The sequence below is a fragment of the Streptomyces huasconensis genome, from assembly GCF_021028635.1.
Lineage (GTDB): Bacteria > Actinomycetota > Actinomycetes > Streptomycetales > Streptomycetaceae > Streptomyces > Streptomyces huasconensis.
Genome location: NZ_CP086119.1, coordinates 4,532,804 through 4,550,069, shown reverse-complemented (window position 1 = coordinate 4,550,069; position 17,266 = coordinate 4,532,804). Strand labels below are relative to the sequence as shown.

Annotated in this window: 17 protein-coding genes; 10 read left to right on the top strand and 7 right to left on the bottom strand. The window is 71.6% G+C overall.

The features are described 5' to 3' along the window. Positions 1-27 precede the first annotated feature (27 nt). Positions 28-1,230, bottom strand: coding sequence for a sensor histidine kinase (locus tag J2N69_RS20780; RefSeq protein ID WP_230902127.1), 1,203 nt, complete (start codon positions 1,228-1,230; stop codon positions 28-30). Between the two features lie 163 nt (positions 1,231-1,393). Here J2N69_RS20780 and J2N69_RS20775 point away from each other — a divergent pair, with 163 nt between their 5' ends. Then, on the top strand, positions 1,394-2,371 hold the full coding sequence (locus J2N69_RS20775) for an SAM-dependent methyltransferase (protein ID WP_230904796.1): 978 nt from the start codon (positions 1,394-1,396) through the stop codon (positions 2,369-2,371). Here J2N69_RS20775 and J2N69_RS20770 read toward each other — a convergent pair. Then, a complete protein-coding gene (locus J2N69_RS20770) occupies positions 2,336-3,499 on the bottom strand; it encodes an NADH-quinone oxidoreductase subunit D (RefSeq protein ID WP_230902126.1) in 1,164 nt (387 codons plus the stop codon). The genes J2N69_RS20775 and J2N69_RS20770 overlap by 36 nt on opposite strands. A 104-nt stretch (positions 3,500-3,603) precedes the next feature. Between J2N69_RS20770 and J2N69_RS20765 the strand changes: the two genes are divergently transcribed. Further along, the gene (locus J2N69_RS20765) at positions 3,604-4,113 is read left to right on the top strand and encodes a PH domain-containing protein (RefSeq protein WP_127912596.1); all 510 of its coding nucleotides are present in this window, start codon (positions 3,604-3,606) and stop codon (positions 4,111-4,113) included. After that, complete coding sequence (locus J2N69_RS20760) at positions 4,110-5,435, top strand: PH domain-containing protein (protein ID WP_230902125.1); 1,326 nt, start codon at positions 4,110-4,112, stop codon at positions 5,433-5,435. The genes J2N69_RS20765 and J2N69_RS20760 overlap by 4 nt, the downstream gene beginning before the upstream one ends. 264 nt (positions 5,436-5,699) lie before the next feature. Here J2N69_RS20760 and J2N69_RS20755 read toward each other — a convergent pair whose 3' ends face one another. The 4 genes from J2N69_RS20755 to J2N69_RS20740 form a co-directional block, all read right to left on the bottom strand. Continuing rightward, on the bottom strand, positions 5,700-6,839 hold the full coding sequence (locus J2N69_RS20755; RefSeq protein ID WP_230902124.1) for a hypothetical protein: 1,140 nt from the start codon (positions 6,837-6,839) through the stop codon (positions 5,700-5,702). Positions 6,840-7,007: 168 nt separating this feature from the next. Continuing rightward, positions 7,008-7,985, bottom strand: a complete 978-nt coding sequence (locus J2N69_RS20750) for an ABC transporter substrate-binding protein (protein WP_230902123.1) — start codon at positions 7,983-7,985, stop codon at positions 7,008-7,010. 77 nt (positions 7,986-8,062) lie between these two features. After that, complete coding sequence (locus J2N69_RS20745) at positions 8,063-8,743, bottom strand: ABC transporter permease (protein ID WP_127912285.1); 681 nt, start codon at positions 8,741-8,743, stop codon at positions 8,063-8,065. Beyond that, complete coding sequence (locus tag J2N69_RS20740) at positions 8,740-9,468, bottom strand: ABC transporter permease (RefSeq protein WP_230902122.1); 729 nt, start codon at positions 9,466-9,468, stop codon at positions 8,740-8,742. Before J2N69_RS20740 ends, J2N69_RS20745 begins: the two co-directional genes overlap by 4 nt. A gap of 189 nt (positions 9,469-9,657) precedes the next feature. Here J2N69_RS20740 and J2N69_RS20735 point away from each other — a divergent pair, with 189 nt between their 5' ends. Continuing rightward, a complete protein-coding gene (locus J2N69_RS20735; RefSeq protein WP_230902121.1) occupies positions 9,658-10,815 on the top strand; it encodes an ABC transporter ATP-binding protein in 1,158 nt (385 codons plus the stop codon). Between the two features lie 80 nt (positions 10,816-10,895). Here J2N69_RS20735 and J2N69_RS20730 read toward each other — a convergent pair whose 3' ends face one another. Continuing rightward, positions 10,896-12,014, bottom strand: a complete 1,119-nt coding sequence (locus J2N69_RS20730; protein ID WP_230902120.1) for an alpha/beta hydrolase — start codon at positions 12,012-12,014, stop codon at positions 10,896-10,898. A gap of 254 nt (positions 12,015-12,268) precedes the next feature. Between J2N69_RS20730 and J2N69_RS20725 the strand changes: the two genes are divergently transcribed. The 6 genes from J2N69_RS20725 (at position 12,269) to J2N69_RS20700 (ending at position 17,218) form a co-directional block, all read left to right on the top strand. Continuing rightward, complete coding sequence (locus tag J2N69_RS20725; RefSeq protein ID WP_230902119.1) at positions 12,269-14,089, top strand: phosphatidylglycerol lysyltransferase domain-containing protein; 1,821 nt, start codon at positions 12,269-12,271, stop codon at positions 14,087-14,089. Between the two features lie 30 nt (positions 14,090-14,119). After that, entirely contained in the window at positions 14,120-14,992 is an 873-nt protein-coding gene (folP, locus tag J2N69_RS20720; protein WP_230902118.1) for a dihydropteroate synthase, read from the top strand. Next, entirely contained in the window at positions 14,989-15,519 is a 531-nt protein-coding gene (locus J2N69_RS20715) for a nuclear transport factor 2 family protein (protein ID WP_230902117.1), read from the top strand. The genes folP and J2N69_RS20715 overlap by 4 nt, the downstream gene beginning before the upstream one ends. 176 nt (positions 15,520-15,695) lie before the next feature. Further along, complete coding sequence (folB, locus tag J2N69_RS20710) at positions 15,696-16,055, top strand: dihydroneopterin aldolase (RefSeq protein ID WP_230902116.1); 360 nt, start codon at positions 15,696-15,698, stop codon at positions 16,053-16,055. After that, on the top strand, positions 16,052-16,663 hold the full coding sequence (gene folK / locus J2N69_RS20705; protein WP_230902115.1) for a 2-amino-4-hydroxy-6-hydroxymethyldihydropteridine diphosphokinase: 612 nt from the start codon (positions 16,052-16,054) through the stop codon (positions 16,661-16,663). The genes folB and folK overlap by 4 nt, the downstream gene beginning before the upstream one ends. Before the next feature lie 69 nt (positions 16,664-16,732). Next, positions 16,733-17,218 (top strand): DUF3180 domain-containing protein, encoded by a 486-nt coding sequence (locus J2N69_RS20700; protein WP_230902114.1) that lies wholly within the window; start codon positions 16,733-16,735, stop codon positions 17,216-17,218. Positions 17,219-17,266 lie beyond the last annotated feature (48 nt).

Here is a 17,266-nt window from a genome sequence, read left to right as displayed (position 1 = left end):
TCATCGACGGACATGAAAAAAACGAGTTCAGTGTGCTGGCTTGAGGGGCAGCAGGGCGCTGATCCGGAAGCCGCCACCAGGGCGCGGCCCCGCGTCCAGCGTGCCGCCGACCATACCGACGCGCTCCCGCATGCCGATCAGACCGTGCCCCCTGCCGTCGGCGCCGCCCTCCTCGTACAGCTCGTGCGGGGCGCCCTTGCCGTCGTCCTCGACGAGCAGCCCGAGGCCGTCGTCGAAGTAGACCAGGCGCACGCTCGCCCCGGCGTTCTCGCCGCCGTGCTTGCGCGTGTTCGTCAGCGCCTCCTGCACGATGCGGTACGCGGTGAGCTCCACGCCGCTGGGCAGCGGGCGCGGGGTGCCCTCCACCTTGAAGTCGACGGGCAGCCCGGCCGTGCGCACCTGCTCGATGAGTTCGTCGAGCTGCTCGACGTCGGGCTGCGGGACGTACTCGGAGCCCTCCTCGGGCTCCCCGGTGCGCAGCACGCCGAGCAGGCGGCGCATCTCGGCGAGCGCCTGGCGGCCGGTCCCCGAGATGGTCTCCAGGGCCTTCTTGGCCTGGTCGGGCGCGGTGTCCAGGACGTACGCGGCGCCATCGGCCTGGACCACCATCACCGAGACGTTGTGCGCGACGACGTCGTGCAGCTCGCGCGCGATGCGGGCCCGTTCGGCCGCCACCGCGACCTTCGACTGCGCCTCGCGTTCCTTCTCCAGCCGGTCGGCGCGCTCCTCCAGCTGTGCGAGGTACGCGCGGCGGGTGCGGATGGAGTCGCCGAGGACCCAGGCGAGCGCGAAGGGGACGATCTGGAAGATCGTGAAGAGGACGCTGCCGACGACGGAGGCGTTCTCCTCGGGCCAGCGCATCATCGAGAGCGGCGCCGCGCACAAGCCGCCCACCAGCGCGAACCGCGATGCCCACGGCGCCCCGTCGGCCGCCGCGGTGTAGATGATCACCAGCATGGCGAAGTTCGCGGGCATCGTCTCCACGTCGAAGACGAGCTGGAAGAGGCCGATGACGGCGACGAGGACCAGCATCTGCTCGGTCGCCCGCCGGCGCAGCGCGACCGCCAGGCAGAGCCCGAGGGCCGCCGGGATCGCCAGGAGGGTCGGCTCGCGTCCGTTCACGTCGGACATCGACACCAGACCCAGCCCGGAGATCCCGAGCAGGACGAAGGCCCAGAAACCGTCGACCCATGTCGGGTGTCTGCGGAGAAAGGCATAGAGGCGCTGCACGTAACCCAGCGTAGGCAGCCGCACGGCACCCGGGGGTCAACCGGAGGTGCGATCCGTATCGATCGCTTGTACTCCCCAAGGTGGAGGGACGCCTAGCCTGCGGTCTGTGACGAACGACGACAACAGAGGCGGGCCCGGCGCCCCCCGCGGCTGGCGCGAGGCCATGGAGGCCGCCCTGTACGGCCCTGAGGGCTTCTACCGCAGCCCCGAGGGACCTGCCGGACACTTCCGCACGTCCGTGCACGCCTCACCCCTCTACGCCGCCGCCGTGGCCCGCCTCCTGTGCCGGGTGGACGAGGCGCTCGGCCACCCGGAAGAGATCGCCTTCGTCGACATGGGCGCGGGCCGCGGCGAGCTGACGACGGCCGTCCTGACGGCCCTGCCCGCCGACGTGGCGGCACGCGTGCGTGCGTACGCGGTCGAGCGAGCGGAGCGTCCCGCCGGTCTCGATCCCCGCGTCACGTGGCTGCCCGCGCCGCCGGCCGGCGTGACGGGGCTGCTCTTCGCCAACGAGTGGCTGGACAACGTCCCCGTGGACGTCGCCGAGGTCGACGCCGACGGAACGGCACGCCACGTCCTCGTACGTGATGACGGCACCGAGGTGCTGGGCGGCCCCGTGGAGGGCCCGGACGCCGCGTGGCTGGCGCGCTGGTGGCCGCTGGACGCCGAGCCCGGGGTGCGCGCGGAGATCGGCCGCCCCCGGGACGAGGCGTGGGCGGCGGCCGTGGCGTCCCTGGAGCGCGGCCTCGCGGTCGCCGTCGACTACGCGCACGGCCGGGAGGCCCGCCCGCCCTTCGGGACGCTCACGGGCTTCAGGGCGGGCCGGGAGACGGCGCCCGTGCCGGACGGCAGCTGTGACATCACCGCGCATGTGGCACTGGACGCCTGCGCGGGTGCGGGCGCCGCGCTGCTCACCCAGCGGGCGGCGCTCGGCGTGCTCGGGGTGAGCGGCGGCCGTCCCCCGCTGACCCTGGCCTCCGAGGACCCGGCCGCGTACGTACGCGCCCTCACGCGCGCGGGAGAGGCCGCGGAGCTGACCGCGCCCGGTGGCCTCGGGGACTTCCGGTGGCTGCTCCAGCCCGTCGGCATCCCCGCAAGCGCCGCCCTACTTGTCGATGTCGCCGACCACGAAGAAGAGTGACCCGAGGATCGCCACCATGTCCGCGACCAGCTGCCCCGGAAGCAGCTCGGCCAGGGCCTGGATGTTGTTGTACGAGGCCGAGCGCAGCTTCAGGCGGTACGGGGTCTTCTCGCCCTTGGAGACCAGGTAGTAGCCGTTGATCCCGAGCGGGTTCTCGGTCCACGCGTACGTGTGGCCCTCGGGGGCCTTGAGGACCTTCGGGAGGCGCTGGTTGATCGGCCCCTGCGGGAGTTCCGCGATCCGGTCCAGGCAGGCGTCGGCGAGGTCCAGGGCGTTGTGGGTCTGCTCCAGGAGGCACTCGAAGCGGGCCAGGCAGTCGCCCTCCTGGCGCGTGACGACCTTCAGGGTGTCCTGGAGCTCGGCGTACGCGAGGTAGGGCTCGTCGCGGCGCAGGTCGAAGTCGACCCCGGAGGCGCGGGCGATGGGACCGCTCACCCCATAGGCGTGCGCCGCCTCGGGGCTGAGGACGCCGACACCGCGCGTGCGCCCCCGGAAGATCTCGTTGCCGAGCACCAGGCGGTCGTACACGTCCATGCGCGAGCGCACCGACGCGACGGCCTCCCGCGCGCGGGAGGTCCATCCGGCGGGCAGGTCCTCCTTGAGGCCGCCCACACGGTTGAACATGTAGTGCATGCGGCCGCCGGAGATCTCCTCCATGACGTTCTGGAGTTCTTCGCGCTCGCGGAACGCGTGGAACACCGGGGTGATCCCGCCCAGTTCGAGGGGGTACGACCCGAGGAACATCAGGTGGTTGAGCACCCGGTTCAGCTCGGCGAGCAGCGTGCGCGTCCACACCGCGCGCTCGGGGACCTCCATGCCGAGCATCCGCTCGACGGCCAGCACCACGCCCAGCTCGTTCGAGAACGCCGACAGCCAGTCGTGGCGGTTGGCCAGCATCACGATCTGCCGGTAGTCCCGCGCCTCGAAGAGCTTCTCCGCGCCGCGGTGCATGTAGCCGATGACCGGCTCCGCGTGCTGGATGCGCTCGCCGTCCAGGACGAGGCGCAGGCGGAGCACACCGTGCGTGGACGGGTGCTGCGGGCCGATGTTGAGCACCATGTCGGTGCTCTCGGCCGCGCCGCCGATGCCGAGCGTGGTCTGCGTGGTGGTCTCCGTCGTGGGACTCATGGGCACAGTCTCTCGCACACCCTCCCCGCGCGTGCCCGACCATCGGGCCTCTGCGGGCCGTCGGGGCCCACGCGGCTGTCAGAGGGCGTACGTACGCTGGGGGCATGGAAACGGGGACGGCAGGGGCCGCTGGACCGGCGGGGGCACGGGTCGAGCAGGTGTGGACGGGCCTGCCACGAGGTCTGCTGAAGATGCGGCGGCTCCTGCTGGTGGCCTGGCTGGTGCCGCTCGCGGCGGCCACCGGCGTGCTGCTCGCCCTCTTCGCGGGCCCGGCGTGGGCGGCCTTCGCGCTGCTGCCGCTGGCCGTCGTGGCGTGGGGCTGGCCGATGCTGGGGCGCAACTGGCGCTCGTGGCGGTACGCAGAGCGCGACGACGACCTGCTCATCAGCAGGGGCGTGCTGTGGCGCGAGGAGACCGTGGTGCCGTACGGCCGGATGCAGCTCGTCGAGGTGACGTCCGGGCCCGTGGAGCGGCACTTCGGCCTGGCGAGCGTGCAGCTGCACACCGCTGCCGCCGCCACCGACGCGCGCATCCCGGGGCTGCTCCCCGAGGAGGCCGAGCGGCTGCGCGACCGCCTGACGGAGCTGGGCGAGGCCAGATCGGCGGGGCTGTGAGCGGCGTACAAGAGGCTTCGGACAAGGTCGTGACCGAGCGGCGGCTGCACCCCGTGACACCGCTGCGCCGGGCCTGGGCGCCCTTCGCGATCCTGGTGGGCTGGGCCGTCCACGACCCGAACGGCACCCAGCAGCGCCTGTCCGAACTGACGGCCACCACCCTGCTCCTGGGCTGCGCGGCCGTGGTCCTCGGAGGCGCCGCGTACGGCCTTCTGAGCTGGTGGTTCACCCACTTCGCGGTCACCGACACCGAACTGCGCATCCGCACCGGCCTGTTCTTCCGGCGCACCGCCCACATCCGGCTCGACCGGCTCCAGGCCGTCGACGTGACGCGTCCGCTGCTCGCCCGCGTCGCGGGGGTGGCCAAGCTGAAGCTGGACGTCGTCGGCGCGGACAAGAAGGACGAACTGGCCTACCTGGGTGAGCGCGACGCCGCCGAGCTGCGGGCGGAACTCCTCGCGCGGGCGGCTGGTTTCGCCCCGGACGAGGCGCGTGAGGTCGGCGAGGCACCGGTGCGCGGCCTGCTGCACGTGCAGCCGCGCATGCTCGCCGTCTCCCTGCTGCTGACGGGCGCGCCCTGGGCGATGCTCGTCGCCGCGGTCGTCGTGCCCGCCTTCCTGTGGTTCGCCACGCACAACCTGTGGACGGTCCTCGCCACCGGCCTGCCCATGCTGGGCGGCGCGTTCGCGAGCAGTGGCGGCCGGTTCATCAAGGAGTACGACTGGACGGTGGGCGAGTCCCCGGACGGCCTGCGCATCGACCACGGCCTGCTCGACAAGGCGCACGAGACGGTACCGCCGGGGCGCGTGCAGACCGTGCACGTCGTGCAGCCGCTGCTGTGGCGGCGGCGGGGCTGGGTCCGGGTCGAGCTGGACGTGGCGGGCTCGGCCAACAGCGTGCTGGTGCCGGTCGCACCGCGGGAACTCGCCGAGGCGGTGATCGGCCGGGTGCTGCCGGGCACGCGCGTGCCGGACGCCGCGGAGCTGGCGCGGCCTCCCGCGCGCGCGGCGTGGTGCGTGCCGCTCTGGTGGAAGGGCTACGGCCTCGCGGTGACCGACGCGGTCTTCGCGGCGCGGCACGGCCTGTTCAAGCGCCGCCTGTCGCTGGTGCCGCACGCCAAGGTGCAGAGCGTACGGCTCTCGCAGGGGCCGTGGGAGCGGTACAAGGGCGTGGCCGACGTACGGGTGGACACGGGCGCCAACAAGACGGTGACAGCCCGGCTGCGGCCGGCGGCGGAGGCGGCGGCCCTCCTCCAGTCCCAGGCGGACCGCTCCCGCACGGGCCGCAGAGAGGCCCGCCCGGACCGCTGGATGACCAAGTAACCCCACCGCCACCGAGGCAGCGCCCCCGCAAGGGGCGCGGGAACCCGTACCTGTTAATGGCGCGGAGACCTGCGCCCGTAAGGGGCGCGGGGAACTGCGCGACCGGTCACCACAGACCCGCAGCCGACAAACCACCCAGCACCCCACCCCCTCAGGGGCGCGGGGAACTGCGCGACCAGCCACCACCGACCCGCAGCCGAAACCCCACCCACCGCCCAGCCACGGCCACCGCCCCGCAGACCACCCCGCCCAACCCGCGGAGCGCTACGCCCGGAGGGCAGTCCGCAGCACCCCCACGTCGATCTGCTCCGTCTCGTCATGCGCCGTCAGGTCGATGACCTGGCCCGCGCCCGCCGCGTCCCCCTCGGGCGCGTCCTTGAACTCCGCCTCGGTCTCCGCCTTGTGGACCGCGAGGGCCTCCTCGCCCACCACATCGGCGAGGTCCTCGTTCTGCACGGACTCCAGCGCGGCGGGAGCCGCGCCCTTCGTGCCGAAGAAGTCGAAACCGCCCTGGGGCGCCTGGCGCCGGGTCTGCGCGGGCGGCGCGACGGCGACCGCGCGCTCGTGCCCGCCGAGTCCGTCGGCCGCCCCGGGCTTCCCCCGCGACTCGTCCTCCGCGTCCGGCGCGGCCTTCGGGGCCGCTTTCCGGGCCGCCTCCGCCTGAGCCTCGGGCGCCGTGCGGGACACCATGCGGTCGAGCGCCGCGTTGGCCAGGGCGAAGAGCGACGGCGTAGCAACCACGCCCGCCGAAGCCGCACCCGTACTCACACCGGCAGCCGCACCGGCACTCGTCCCCGAAGCGGCAGCTCCACCCCCGGCAGGACCTCCCGCCCGCACTGGCGCACCCGCCCGCACGGCGGGCACCAGATCCGCGGCGCCACTACCGCCACCCGAACCAGCACCAGCACCCGTCTCCGAGGCCCGCAGCGCCGGCACCGGCGCCGTGGACGACGTCTCTATAGCCAGCAGCCGCTGCCCCTCCAGGGCGCTGGCCCGCTCCGTCTCGGCGTTCGCGTACCGCCGCAGGAGCGCCGCGTGTTCGTTGCGCAGCGCCGCCAGCTCGGCCCGCTTGGCGCGGAGTTTGTTCTCCAGCTTGGCCCGCAGCTCGCGGGACTCCTCGAGGTCGGACTCCGCCTCGGCTATCCGTTCCTCGTGACGCCACTCGTCGCTCGCTCGCGCGCGCGTGAGTTCGGCGACGCGCTTGCCCGCCGCCTGGTCCCAGCGGCGCATGACGACCGAACCGACGACGGCAGCGGCGGCCGCGGCCGCGACGAGCCCGCGGAGCACGACCGGTTCCGCGAACATCCAGGCGCCGCCGGCGCAGAGAACGGAGACGCCTGCGACCGTCGAAGGAGGAAGCAGCCTGTGCAGGGGTGGGGAATGGCGGTGACGTCCACGTGGCATGGCCAGAAACTTACCGCGCGTAGGCGAAGTATGCTGCCCGGCCCGCCAAAAAGCAGGTGCCACATCGGTAACTCACCACAACTCCCCGCCCAACTCCGCTCTCTCCTCCGCTTTGCTCCTGCGGTCCGCTTCCGCTTCAGCCCAGGAGCAGCACGGCCGATTCCTTGATCAACTTTCGATGAGGCCCTTGGACTTCAGATAGTCCTTCGCGACATCCGCTTCCTTCTGACGCTCCTCATCGACCTTCCGGTTGAGTTCGATGAGGTCTTCCGTGGTGAGCGTCTTGGTCAGCTTCGCGAGCGCGTCGGCTATCTCCTTGCCGCCCGCCTCCTCGGCGTTGACCACCGGAAGGATGTTGTCCGCGTTCTGGAGCTTCTTGTCGTCCTCCAGGATCACGAGGTCGTAGTTCTTCAGCGTCGCGTCGGTCGTCGTGGTCAGCACCAGCTGGTCCGTGCCGTTCTTCACGGCCTGCTTGGACTGCGTGGTGCCGACGCCCTTGGGATCGATTCCGGCGACATCGATCCCGTACTTCTTCTTCAGACCGGGGGCGCAGAAGGGCCGCGACTCGCATTCGTCGCCCGCCGCGATCCTGACCTTCTCGCCCGACCTGCCGAGATCCGAGAGCGTCTTGAGCTTGTGCTTCTCGGCGTATTCCTTGGAGACCGCGAACGCGTTCTGGTCGACCGCCTCCCCCGCCGGAAGCACCTTCAGGCCCTGCGGCTTCGCGAGCTTCTCCAGGGCGCTCACCGTCGCGTCGAGATCACTGGAGGCGACGGCCTCGGCCTTCGGGCCGTTCTTCTCCAGGTTGAGGAATTCGGCGAGGGTCGCGGCGTATTCGGGCGCGACGTCGATCGAGCCCTTCTTCAGTTCCGGCTTGTAGATCTCGCGGTTCTGCACGGTCTTGACCTGCGTGTCATATCCGGCTTCCGCAAGGACGCCCGCGTAGAGCTCGGCGAGGACCTTCTGCTCGGTGAAGCGCGCCGAACCCACCACGAGCGAGCCCTTCTTGCCGTCGCCCACCTGGTTCGAGCCCTTGCCCTCGTCCTCCAGGCTCTCCCCGCCGCACGCGGCGAGTCCCGCGGTCAGCGCCACGACGGCCGCGGCCGCCCCTGCCATCCGTCGCGCGCGACGCGTTGTGCTGTTCATTCGGTGAACCACCATTTCGAAAGGGAAGGAGAAAACAACTCACTGGCCCGGCGGCACGCCTGACCCGCCACCAGGACTCACCGCGCCGCCCCGCCCGACCGCCGCATCGGATCGAAGACGCGCCCCGCCACCACCAGGACCCCCTCCACCAGCAGGGCGAGCAGCGCCACCAGGACGGCGCCCGCCACCACCTGCGGGGTGTTCTGGAGGTTGAACCCGGCGGTGATGATCCGGCCCAGACCGCCCTCACCCGCCATCGCGGCGAGCGTGGCCGTCGCGACGACCTGCACCCCGGCGGACCGGACGCCGGTCATGATCAGCGGGTACGCGAGGGGCAGCTCGACCCGCGCGAACACCTGGCCGCCGTTCATGCCCATCCCGCGCGCGGCCTCCACCACCGCCCGGTCCACCTCGCGCATCCCGAGGTAGGCGTTGGTCAGCAGCGGCGGCACGGCGAAGAGGACCAGCGCGATCAGCGTCGGGGCGTCGCCGTGCTCACCGAGCGGGGTGAGCGTGAGCAGGATGAGCAGGGCCAGCGTGGGCACCGCCCGGCCGACGTTGGAGATGTTGACCGCGAGCGCGCCGCCCTTGCCGATGTGGCCGAGCCAGAGCGCGAGAGGCAGCGCGATCAGGCAGGCGACGGCGAGGCAGACCCCGCTGAAGTACAGGTGCTCGGCGAGGCGGTGCCACACCCCCTTCTCGCCCTGCCAGTTGGCGCCGGTGGTCAGCCAGTCGTACGCACCAGTGATCGCGTTCATGCCGGTTCAGCCACCTTGGACACGGTCGCCTTGCGCGCGTCGCGGCTCGTCCGTATTCGATGCACGCGCGTCCAGGGCGTCAGCCACCGCTGGAGGGCGAGCAGCAGCAGGTCGGCGACGACGGCGAGCAGGACGCACAGCGCGGATGCCGTGAGCACCTGGGCCTTGAAGGTCGTGTCGAGGCCGTCGAGGATCAGGGTGCCGAGGCCGCCGTAGTCCACGATGGCGCCGACCGTCGTCAAGGCGACCGTGGAGACCGTGGTGATGCGGACGCCGGCCAGCAACGCGGGCAGCGCGAGCGGCAGTTCCACCTCCCACAGGAGCCTCATCGGGCCGTACCCCATCCCCCTGGCGGCGTCCCGGGCCTCTTCGGGGACGGCCTGGAGGCCGGCCAGGATGTTCCGCACGAGGACCGTGAGGGAGTACAGCACCAGGCCGGTGACGACCAGGGAGGCGGAGAGCCCGAAGAAGGGCAGGAGCAGCGAGAACATCGCGAGCGAGGGGACCGAGTACAGCACGGTCGTCACGCCGAGGATCGGTCCCGCCAGGAAGCGCCACCGCCGCGCGAGGAGCGCCAGCGGCAGGGAGACGGCGAGACCGATCGCCACCGAGGCGAGGGTGATCCCGATGTGCTGGAAGGTCGCGTCGGTCAACTCCTGGCTGCGGGTGCGGAGGTACTCCCCGCAGATCCAGTCGTTCGTCACCAGACAGTTCTGCTCGGCCACGCGCCCACACCTCCCCCGAAATCACGGACGTATGCCGCACACACGTCCCCCCGTGTCTGGCGACCCTAACGCGCGGCACCGACAATCGCCGAGAGCCGTCGCGCGGCCGCAACACGGCCTTCACGCGCCGCCCGCCGCAGCCCACCGCAGCGCGCCGCGGCCCGCCGGCATCCGTCACAATGGGGAAGCATGATCCGGTTCGAGCACGTCACCAAGCGCTACGCGGACGGCACCACGGCCGTCGACGACCTGTCCTTCGAGGTCGCCGAGGGTGAACTGGTCACCCTCGTCGGCCCTTCGGGATGCGGCAAGACGACCACGATGAAGATGGTGAACCGGCTCATCGAGCCGAGCGAGGGCCGGATCTTCGTGGACGGCGACGACATATCCGCCATCGACCCGGTCCAACTGCGGCGCCGCATCGGCTACGTCATCCAGCAAGTCGGCCTCTTCCCGCACAAGACCGTCCTGGAGAACACGGCGACCGTCCCGCACCTCCTCGGCGTCAAGCGCGGCAAGGCCCGTGAGCGCGCCGCCGAACTCCTCGACCTGGTCGGCCTCGACCCGTCCGTCTTCGGCGACCGCTACCCCGAGCAGCTCTCGGGAGGCCAGCGCCAGCGGGTCGGCGTGGCTCGCGCCCTGGCGGCCGATCCGCCGGTGCTCCTCATGGACGAGCCGTTCGGCGCGGTCGACCCCGTGGTGCGCGAGCACCTCCAGAACGAGTTCCTGCGCCTCCAGCAGGCCGTGCGCAAGACCGTGCTCTTCGTCACGCACGACATCGAGGAGGCGGTCCGCCTGGGCGACCGCATCGCCGTCTACGGCCAGGGCCGCATCGAGCAGTTCGACACCCCCTCGACGGTCCTCGGCGCCCCCGCGAACGCGTACGTGGCCGACTTCGTCGGCGCGGACCGCGGCCTGAAGCGGCTCTCGGTGACCCCGATCGAGGAGGGCGACCTCGAACAGCCGCCCGTGGTGCACCTCGACGACCCGCTTCCCAGGGAGCTCGACGCCCGCTGGGCCGTCGTCCTGGACGGCGAGAACAACCTGCACGGCTGGATCTCCGCAGAGCACGCGCGCGTGGGCGGCGGCACGGTCCGCGAACACGCCCGCCGGATGGAGGCCTGGCTCCCGGTCGGGGCGAGCCTGAAGCAGGCGTTCGCGACGATGCTCCAGCACGACGCGGGCTGGATCGCGGTCATCGACAAGGACAGCGAAGGGCGCTTCCTGGGGGTGCTGACACCGGCCCGGCTGCACGAGGCGCTGCGCCGCTCGACGGCGGCGGACGCGCGGGACATCGCGCGGGAGGAGGTCGAACTGGAGACGATCGCGGCCATCGGCTCGGACTGATGACCGGCCGAATCCGCCGAAGAACGGACTGACCACCGGCCAAATCCGCCGAAAAAAGAGCGGCCCAAAAAAAGAGCGGCTCAGTTGTCGTCGAGCCGCCCGCTCATCCACTGAAGGGTGGCGGGGATCTCCCTGCGCCAGGTGTTGAAGTTGTGCCCGCCGCTTTCGAGTGTGATCGACGACACGCGCGTGGGCTCCTTCACCTTGTCGATGAACTTCAGGGTGTCCCGGTAGTTGTCCTCGCCCTTCTTGCTGGTGGTGACCAGGAGCGAGGTCTTGGGAGCCGGCCTGTGGTCGAGGTACCACATCAGGTCCGCGTCCCGCTCCAGCTGCTCGTCGCCGTGGAAGAGGTCGCCGGTGGTGACGTCGATGGGCGCCTTGTAGTACGCCGACAGGCCCGCCGCGGCACCGTACTGGCCGGGGTGGTGCAGGGCGAACTTCAGGGCGCAGTAACCGCCCGTGGAGTCGCCGATGACGCCCCAGTTCCGGGCCTTGGTGCCCACCCTGTACTGCTGCGCGATGGCGTCGGGCAGGTCCTTGGCGAAGAACGTCTCCGTCTGCGGGCCGTCGGGGATGTCCACGCACTCGGTGTCGCGCGGCGGCGCCACGGTGGGCCGCAGCATGATCAGGATCATCGGCTGCATCTTGCCCTCGGCGGAGAGCCGGTGGGCGGTCTGCGGGTAGTGCAGCCCTTTGATGAGCGCCTCGGCGGTGCCCGGGTAGCCGGTGAGGACCACGGCCGCCGGGAAGGTGCGGTTGCGGTAGAACGACTGGAAGTACTCGGGCGGCAGGTAGACGTAGGCGGGGGAGCCTATCCGGGACTCCTTCCCGCCGATCTCGATCTTCTGGATCTGGCCGCCGGTGGCGGGCCGCCCGCCACCGGGCACGTTCACGGACTTGGTGTCGAGGACCTTGACGGGCCCTGCTCCTTTGGCCGGATCGTGGTCCACCACGATGCCGGGCGTCGTCTCCTGGCCGAAGAGATCGGCCCAGGTGGCGTAGAAGCCGAAGGCCTGGTTGGCCGCGAGTCCCACGGATGCGAAGATCGTCACCTGAGTGGCGAGGAGCAGGCCGACGCGGCCCGTGATCGCCTTCCAGGAGCGGCGGGCCAGCCGCGGCCAGAGCCAGATGGTGCCGAAGAAGAGCAGTACGGCCAGCAAGACCGCAAGGGCGAGGACCTTGTTGCTCGTGAGACCCATGGGGTTTTCCTGCCTGCGCTTTCTACTACCGTTGTCTCGGGCTTGCCGCGGCGGGACCGGATCAGGGCTCTGGCCCTGCCGGGCCCTTGCCGAAAGCCTTGCCTGCGCTTTTCAGTGGTTTCCGTTCGGGAATGAACCCGTTTCCCCGAAGGACCGTCCTAGAGGGCGCAATGGTGCCGGATGCCGCTTTGGCACCGGATTCAAGCTCTCTCGCAGAACTACGGGATGCGATGTCTGTCAGGATAGATGGGGAAATGTCGGGTGGGGTTCCGGGGAGTGAGGAGCGCCACCGCGACAGCCGCCTCCGCCGGATACTGCGCGGCCCGCGCCCCGAGGCCGTGCCGGTCCTCGTCGCCAGAGCCTGCACGCTCGTAGGTCTGCTGAACGTCGCGGCGGGTGTCTTCCCCCGCTTCCGGTACAGCCGCATGCACGCCATCGCCGAGGTGCTGCCCGGCGCGCTCGGCCCCTTCGCGGCCGCGCTCGCGCTCAGCTCCGGCATCCTCCTGCTCCTGCTCGCGCACGGTCTGCGGCGCCACAAGCGGCGTGCCTGGCGGGCCGCCGTGGTCCTGCTGCCCGCGGGCGCCGTGGCGCAGTTCGCGTACCGTCACTCGGTGATCGGTGTCCTGATCTCGCTCGCGCTCCTCGCGCTGCTGCTGCGTCATCGTAGTGAGTTCACGGCCCTGCCCGATCCGCGCAGCCGCTGGCGGGCGCTGGCCAACTTCGTCCTCCTCGGTGCCGGATCGATTCTGCTGGGCCTGGTGATCGTCAGCGTCCACCCCGGCAAGGTCATCGGGGACCCCAGCATCACGGAGCGCCTGGAGCACGTCCTCTACGGCCTGTTCGGCTTCGAGGGCCCCGTCGCCTACTCCGGGAACACGTCCTGGACCGTCGGCTTCTCCCTCGGCGCCCTCGGCATGCTCACCGCCCTCACCACCATCTACCTCGCCTTCCGCCCCGAGCACCCGGCCGCGCGGCTCACCGAGGACGACGAGACGCGGCTGCGGGCGCTGCTCGACAAGCACGGCGGCCGCGACTCGCTCGGCCACTTCGCGCTCCGCCGCGACAAGGGCGTCGTCTTCTCCCCCAGCGGCAAGGCCGCCGTCACCTACCGCGTCGTCTCCGGAGTGATGCTCGCCAGCGGTGACCCGATCGGCGACGTCGAGGCCTGGCCCGGCGCCATCGAGCGCTTCATGGACGAGGCGAAGGCCCACTCCTGGACGCCCGCCGTCATGGGCTGCTCCGAGACGGGCGGCGAGGTGTGGACCCGCGAGACCGGCCTGGACGCCCTCGAACTGGGCGACGAGGCGGTGGTGGACGTCGCGGATTTCTCCCTGTCCGGGCGTGCGATGCGCAACGTACGCCAGATGGTCAAGCGGATCGAGCGCAATGGCTACGAGACGCGCGTACGGCGCATCCGTGACCTCGGGGAGCAGGAACTCGCCAAGATCCAGCGTGCCGCCGACGACTGGCGCGGCACCGACACCGAGCGCGGCTTCTCCATGGCGCTCGGCCGCATCGGCGACCCGAACGACGGCGACTGCCTGATCGCCACCGCCCACAAGGCCGACGAGGAAGCGGGCCCCTACGGAGACCTCAAGGCAGTCCTCCACTTCGTGCCGTGGGGCAAGGACGGCGTCTCCCTGGACCTCATGCGCCGCGACCGCGCCGCCGACCCCGGCATGAACGAACTGCTCATCGTCGCCGCCCTCCAGGCCGCCCCGAAGCTCGGCATCACGCGCATGTCCCTGAACTTCGCGATGTTCCGCGCGGCCCTCGCGCGCGGCGAGAAGCTCGGCGCGGGCCCGGTCCTGCGCGCCTGGCGGGGTCTGCTGGTCTTCCTCTCCCGCTGGTTCCAGATCGAGTCGCTGTACAAGTTCAACGCGAAGTTCCGCCCCCGCTGGGAGCCCCGCTTCGTCGTCTACCGCTCCAGCAAGGACCTGCCCCGCATCGGCTTCGCCGCCATGCAGGCCGAGGGCTTCGTGACCTTCGCGCTGCCCCGCTTCCTGCGCCGGAGCACCCCGCAGCGCCGCCCCTGCCCGCACCAGAGCGCGGAACGCGAGATGCAGGCGGCGTAACCCTCCCCCGTACGGGCCTACGCTGGAGCCATGAGTACGTTGAGCGGGCGGGGATCGGTCCAGGGGCTGCCGGAGTGGGACCGCTGCGCGGTGATGGGTGTCGTGAACGTCACGCCCGACTCCTTCTCCGACGGCGGCCGCTGGTTCGACACCACGGCCGCCGTGAAGCACGGCATCGACCTGGTCGCCCAGGGCGCCGACCTGGTGGACGTCGGCGGCGAGTCGACCCGCCCCGGCGCCACGCGCGTGGACGAGGACGAGGAGCTCAAGCGCGTCGTCCCCGTGGTGCGGGGCCTGGCCGCCGAGGGCGTCACCGTCTCCGTGGACACCATGCGCGCCACCGTCGCCGAACAGGCGCTCGCCGCGGGCGCCGTCCTCGTCAACGACGTCAGCGGCGGCCTCGCCGACCCGCGCATGGTCCCCGCCGTCGCCGCCGCCGGCGCCCCCTTCGTCGTCATGCACTGGCGGGGCTTCCTCACCGACATCCACGCCAAGCCCGTCTACGAGGACGTGGTCTGCGAAGTCGTCGCCGAGCTGCACGCGCGCGTGCAGGCCGCCATCGAGGGGGGCATCGCCCCCGAGCGCATCGTCGTCGACCCCGGCCTCGGCTTCTCCAAGGAGGCCGAGCACGACCTGGCGCTCCTGGCCCGCCTGGACCGGCTGCGCGAACTGGGCCACCCCGTGCTGGTCGCCGCCTCCCGCAAGCGGTTCCTCGGCCGCGTCCTCGCGGGCCCCGAGGGGGCCCCACCGCCGGCCCGCGAGCGCGACGCCGCCACCGCCGCGGTCTCCGCCATCGCCGCCCACCAGGGCGCCTGGGCGGTCCGCGTGCACGAGGTGCGGGCCACGGCCGACGCCGTGCGCGTCGCCCAGGCCGTGACGGACGCCGCGGGCGGCCACCGGTGACCGGGGCCGCCCGTACCGACGTCGAGCAGGTGGCCCTGGCCAACACGGCCTTCTACGAAGCACTGGAGCGCGGCGACTTCGACAAGGTCTCCGAGCTGTGGCTGGACTCCGAGGCCGACGAGGTCACCGGTGACGACGACGACCGCACGGACGAGAGCGTCGACGGGACCGCCGACGGGGACGCGATCTCCTGCGTCCACCCCGGCTGGCCCGTCCTGACCGGCCGCGGCGAGGTCCTCAGGTCGTACGCGCTGATCATGGCGAACACGGAGTACATCCAGTTCTTCCTGACCGACGTGAAGGTCGGTGTGGCCGGGGACACCGCCCTGGTGACGTGCACCGAGAACATCCTCAGCGGCGGGCCGCCCCCCGAGGGCGGCGGGGAGCTGGGCCCGCTCGTGGGCCAGCTCGTGGTCGCCACGAATGTGTTCCGCCGCACACCCGAGGGCTGGAAGCTGTGGTCCCACCACGCCTCGCCCGTCCTGGCCGAAACCGACGACGACGAGGGTGACGAGACTCCCTCCTGAGTGGGTAGGGGCCCGAAGAAGAGCGGGATCAAGCGGGACCGCGGCGCCTTCCGGCCCCCTCGGAAGGCCCCGCGGGCGAGCACTGTCGGTGCTCGCAGGTAGATTCGATCGAGGCTGGTGCGCCGACCGCACTCGGTGCAGGCCTGCCGATACCGACGATTGCAGGAGTGATTCGCGTGGATCGTGTCGCGCTGCGCGGCCTCAAGGCCCGCGGGCACCACGGTGTCTATCCGCGGGAGCGCGAAGAGGGCCAGACCTTCATCGTGGACCTGGTCCTCGGCCTGGACACGCGAGCGGCCGCGGCCGACGACGACCTGGCGAAGACCGTGCACTACGGCGTCGTGGCCGAAGAAGTCGTGGCCGTCGTCGAGGGCGATCCGGTCGACCTGATCGAGACCCTCGCCGAGCGCATCGCCCAGACGTGTCTGAAGCACGAAGGAGTCCTGGAGGTGGAGGTGTGCGTGCACAAGCCGGACGCCCCGATCACCGTGCCCTTCGACGACGTGACCGTCACCATCACCCGGAGCCGAGTATGACTGCGCCCTTCAAAGCGGGTCAGAGCGACCCGACCGTCCAGCCGGTGCCCACCTCCGTGGTCGAGCAGGTGGACGCCGCGGACAGCACCCTGTCCAACCCCAAGCGTGCCGTGATCTCCCTCGGCAGCAACCTCGGCAACCGCCTGGAGACCCTCCAGGGCGCCGTCGACGCCCTGGAGGACACGCCGGGCCTGCGGGTCAAGGCGGTCTCTCCGGTGTACGAGACGGAGCCCTGGGGCGTCGACCCCGGCACCCAGCCCTCGTACTTCAACGCCGTCGTCGTGGTGAAGACCACCCTGCCGCCCGCCTCGCTCCTGGAGCGCGCGCAGGCGGTCGAGGAGGCCTTCCACCGCGTCCGCGACGAGCGCTGGGGCCCGCGCACCCTCGACGTCGACATCGTGGCCTACGCCGACGTGGTCTCCGACGACCCGGCGCTCACGCTGCCCCACCCCCGCGCGCACGAACGCGCGTTCGTCCTCGCCCCCTGGCACGACATCGACCCCGAGGCCCAGCTGACCGGCCGCGGCGCGGTGGCCGAGCTGCTCGCCGCCGTCACCCGTGAGGGCGTCGCGCCCCGCGCCGATCTGGAACTCCGGCTGCCCGAATAGTCGTTAGGCTCTACAAGATCCGTACGACGACGAAGGCGATGGGACGATGAAGGCGACGAAGGGGCACTCGTGAAGCAGCTGCGCATCAGGACGCTCGCCGGCCTCTTCGTCGTGGCCGCGGTGCTGTCCTGGTCGGGCGCCCGGCTGTGGGACTCCGTCGGCACCTTGCCCCGGGTCCCGCTGGCCGCGCCCATCGTGCTCGCGGTGATCGCCGTGGTCCTCCTGTCGACGGCGCTCTCGCTGCGCTCGCGTCTGCGCGCGCAGCGGGAGCGCCGGCCGGGCGCGAAGGGCGTCGAGCCGCTGATGGCCGCCCGCGCCGTCGTCTTCGGCCAGGCCAGCGCCCTGGTCGCGGCGCTCGTCGCGGGGATGTACGGCGGCGTGGGCGTGTTCCTGCTGGAGTTCCTCGACATCCCGCCCCGCCGCGACCAGGCGATCTACGCCGGGCTCTCCGTCCTGACGGGCATCGCGGTGATAGCGGCGGCCCTGTTCCTGGAGCGCGTCTGCAAGCTCCCCGAGGACGACGACGAGGACGGCCAGGCGGCCCCGGCGATCTGAGCCCTGGCCACGGACGGCGGGCCGCCCACGGGTGGTATGCCGTCTCCG

What these genes read in the sequence shown, in the direction of transcription:
- J2N69_RS20775 (WP_230904796.1), top strand. Translation starts at nt 1,394, where the DNA reads ATGGAGGCCGCCCTGTACGGCCCTGAGGGCTTCTACCGCAGCCCCGAG.
- folP (WP_230902118.1), top strand. Translation starts at nt 14,120, where the DNA reads ATGAGTACGTTGAGCGGGCGGGGATCGGTCCAGGGGCTGCCGGAGTGG.
- J2N69_RS20755 (WP_230902124.1), bottom strand. Translation starts at nt 6,839, where the DNA reads ATGCCACGTGGACGTCACCGCCATTCCCCACCCCTGCACAGGCTGCTT.
- J2N69_RS20745 (WP_127912285.1), bottom strand. Translation starts at nt 8,743, where the DNA reads ATGAACGCGATCACTGGTGCGTACGACTGGCTGACCACCGGCGCCAAC.
- J2N69_RS20770 (WP_230902126.1), bottom strand. Translation starts at nt 3,499, where the DNA reads ATGAGTCCCACGACGGAGACCACCACGCAGACCACGCTCGGCATCGGC.
- J2N69_RS20750 (WP_230902123.1), bottom strand. Translation starts at nt 7,985, where the DNA reads ATGAACAGCACAACGCGTCGCGCGCGACGGATGGCAGGGGCGGCCGCG.
- folK (WP_230902115.1), top strand. Translation starts at nt 16,052, where the DNA reads ATGACTGCGCCCTTCAAAGCGGGTCAGAGCGACCCGACCGTCCAGCCG.
- J2N69_RS20725 (WP_230902119.1), top strand. Translation starts at nt 12,269, where the DNA reads ATGTCGGGTGGGGTTCCGGGGAGTGAGGAGCGCCACCGCGACAGCCGC.
- J2N69_RS20730 (WP_230902120.1), bottom strand. Translation starts at nt 12,014, where the DNA reads ATGGGTCTCACGAGCAACAAGGTCCTCGCCCTTGCGGTCTTGCTGGCC.
- J2N69_RS20735 (WP_230902121.1), top strand. Translation starts at nt 9,658, where the DNA reads ATGATCCGGTTCGAGCACGTCACCAAGCGCTACGCGGACGGCACCACG.
- J2N69_RS20765 (WP_127912596.1), top strand. Translation starts at nt 3,604, where the DNA reads ATGGAAACGGGGACGGCAGGGGCCGCTGGACCGGCGGGGGCACGGGTC.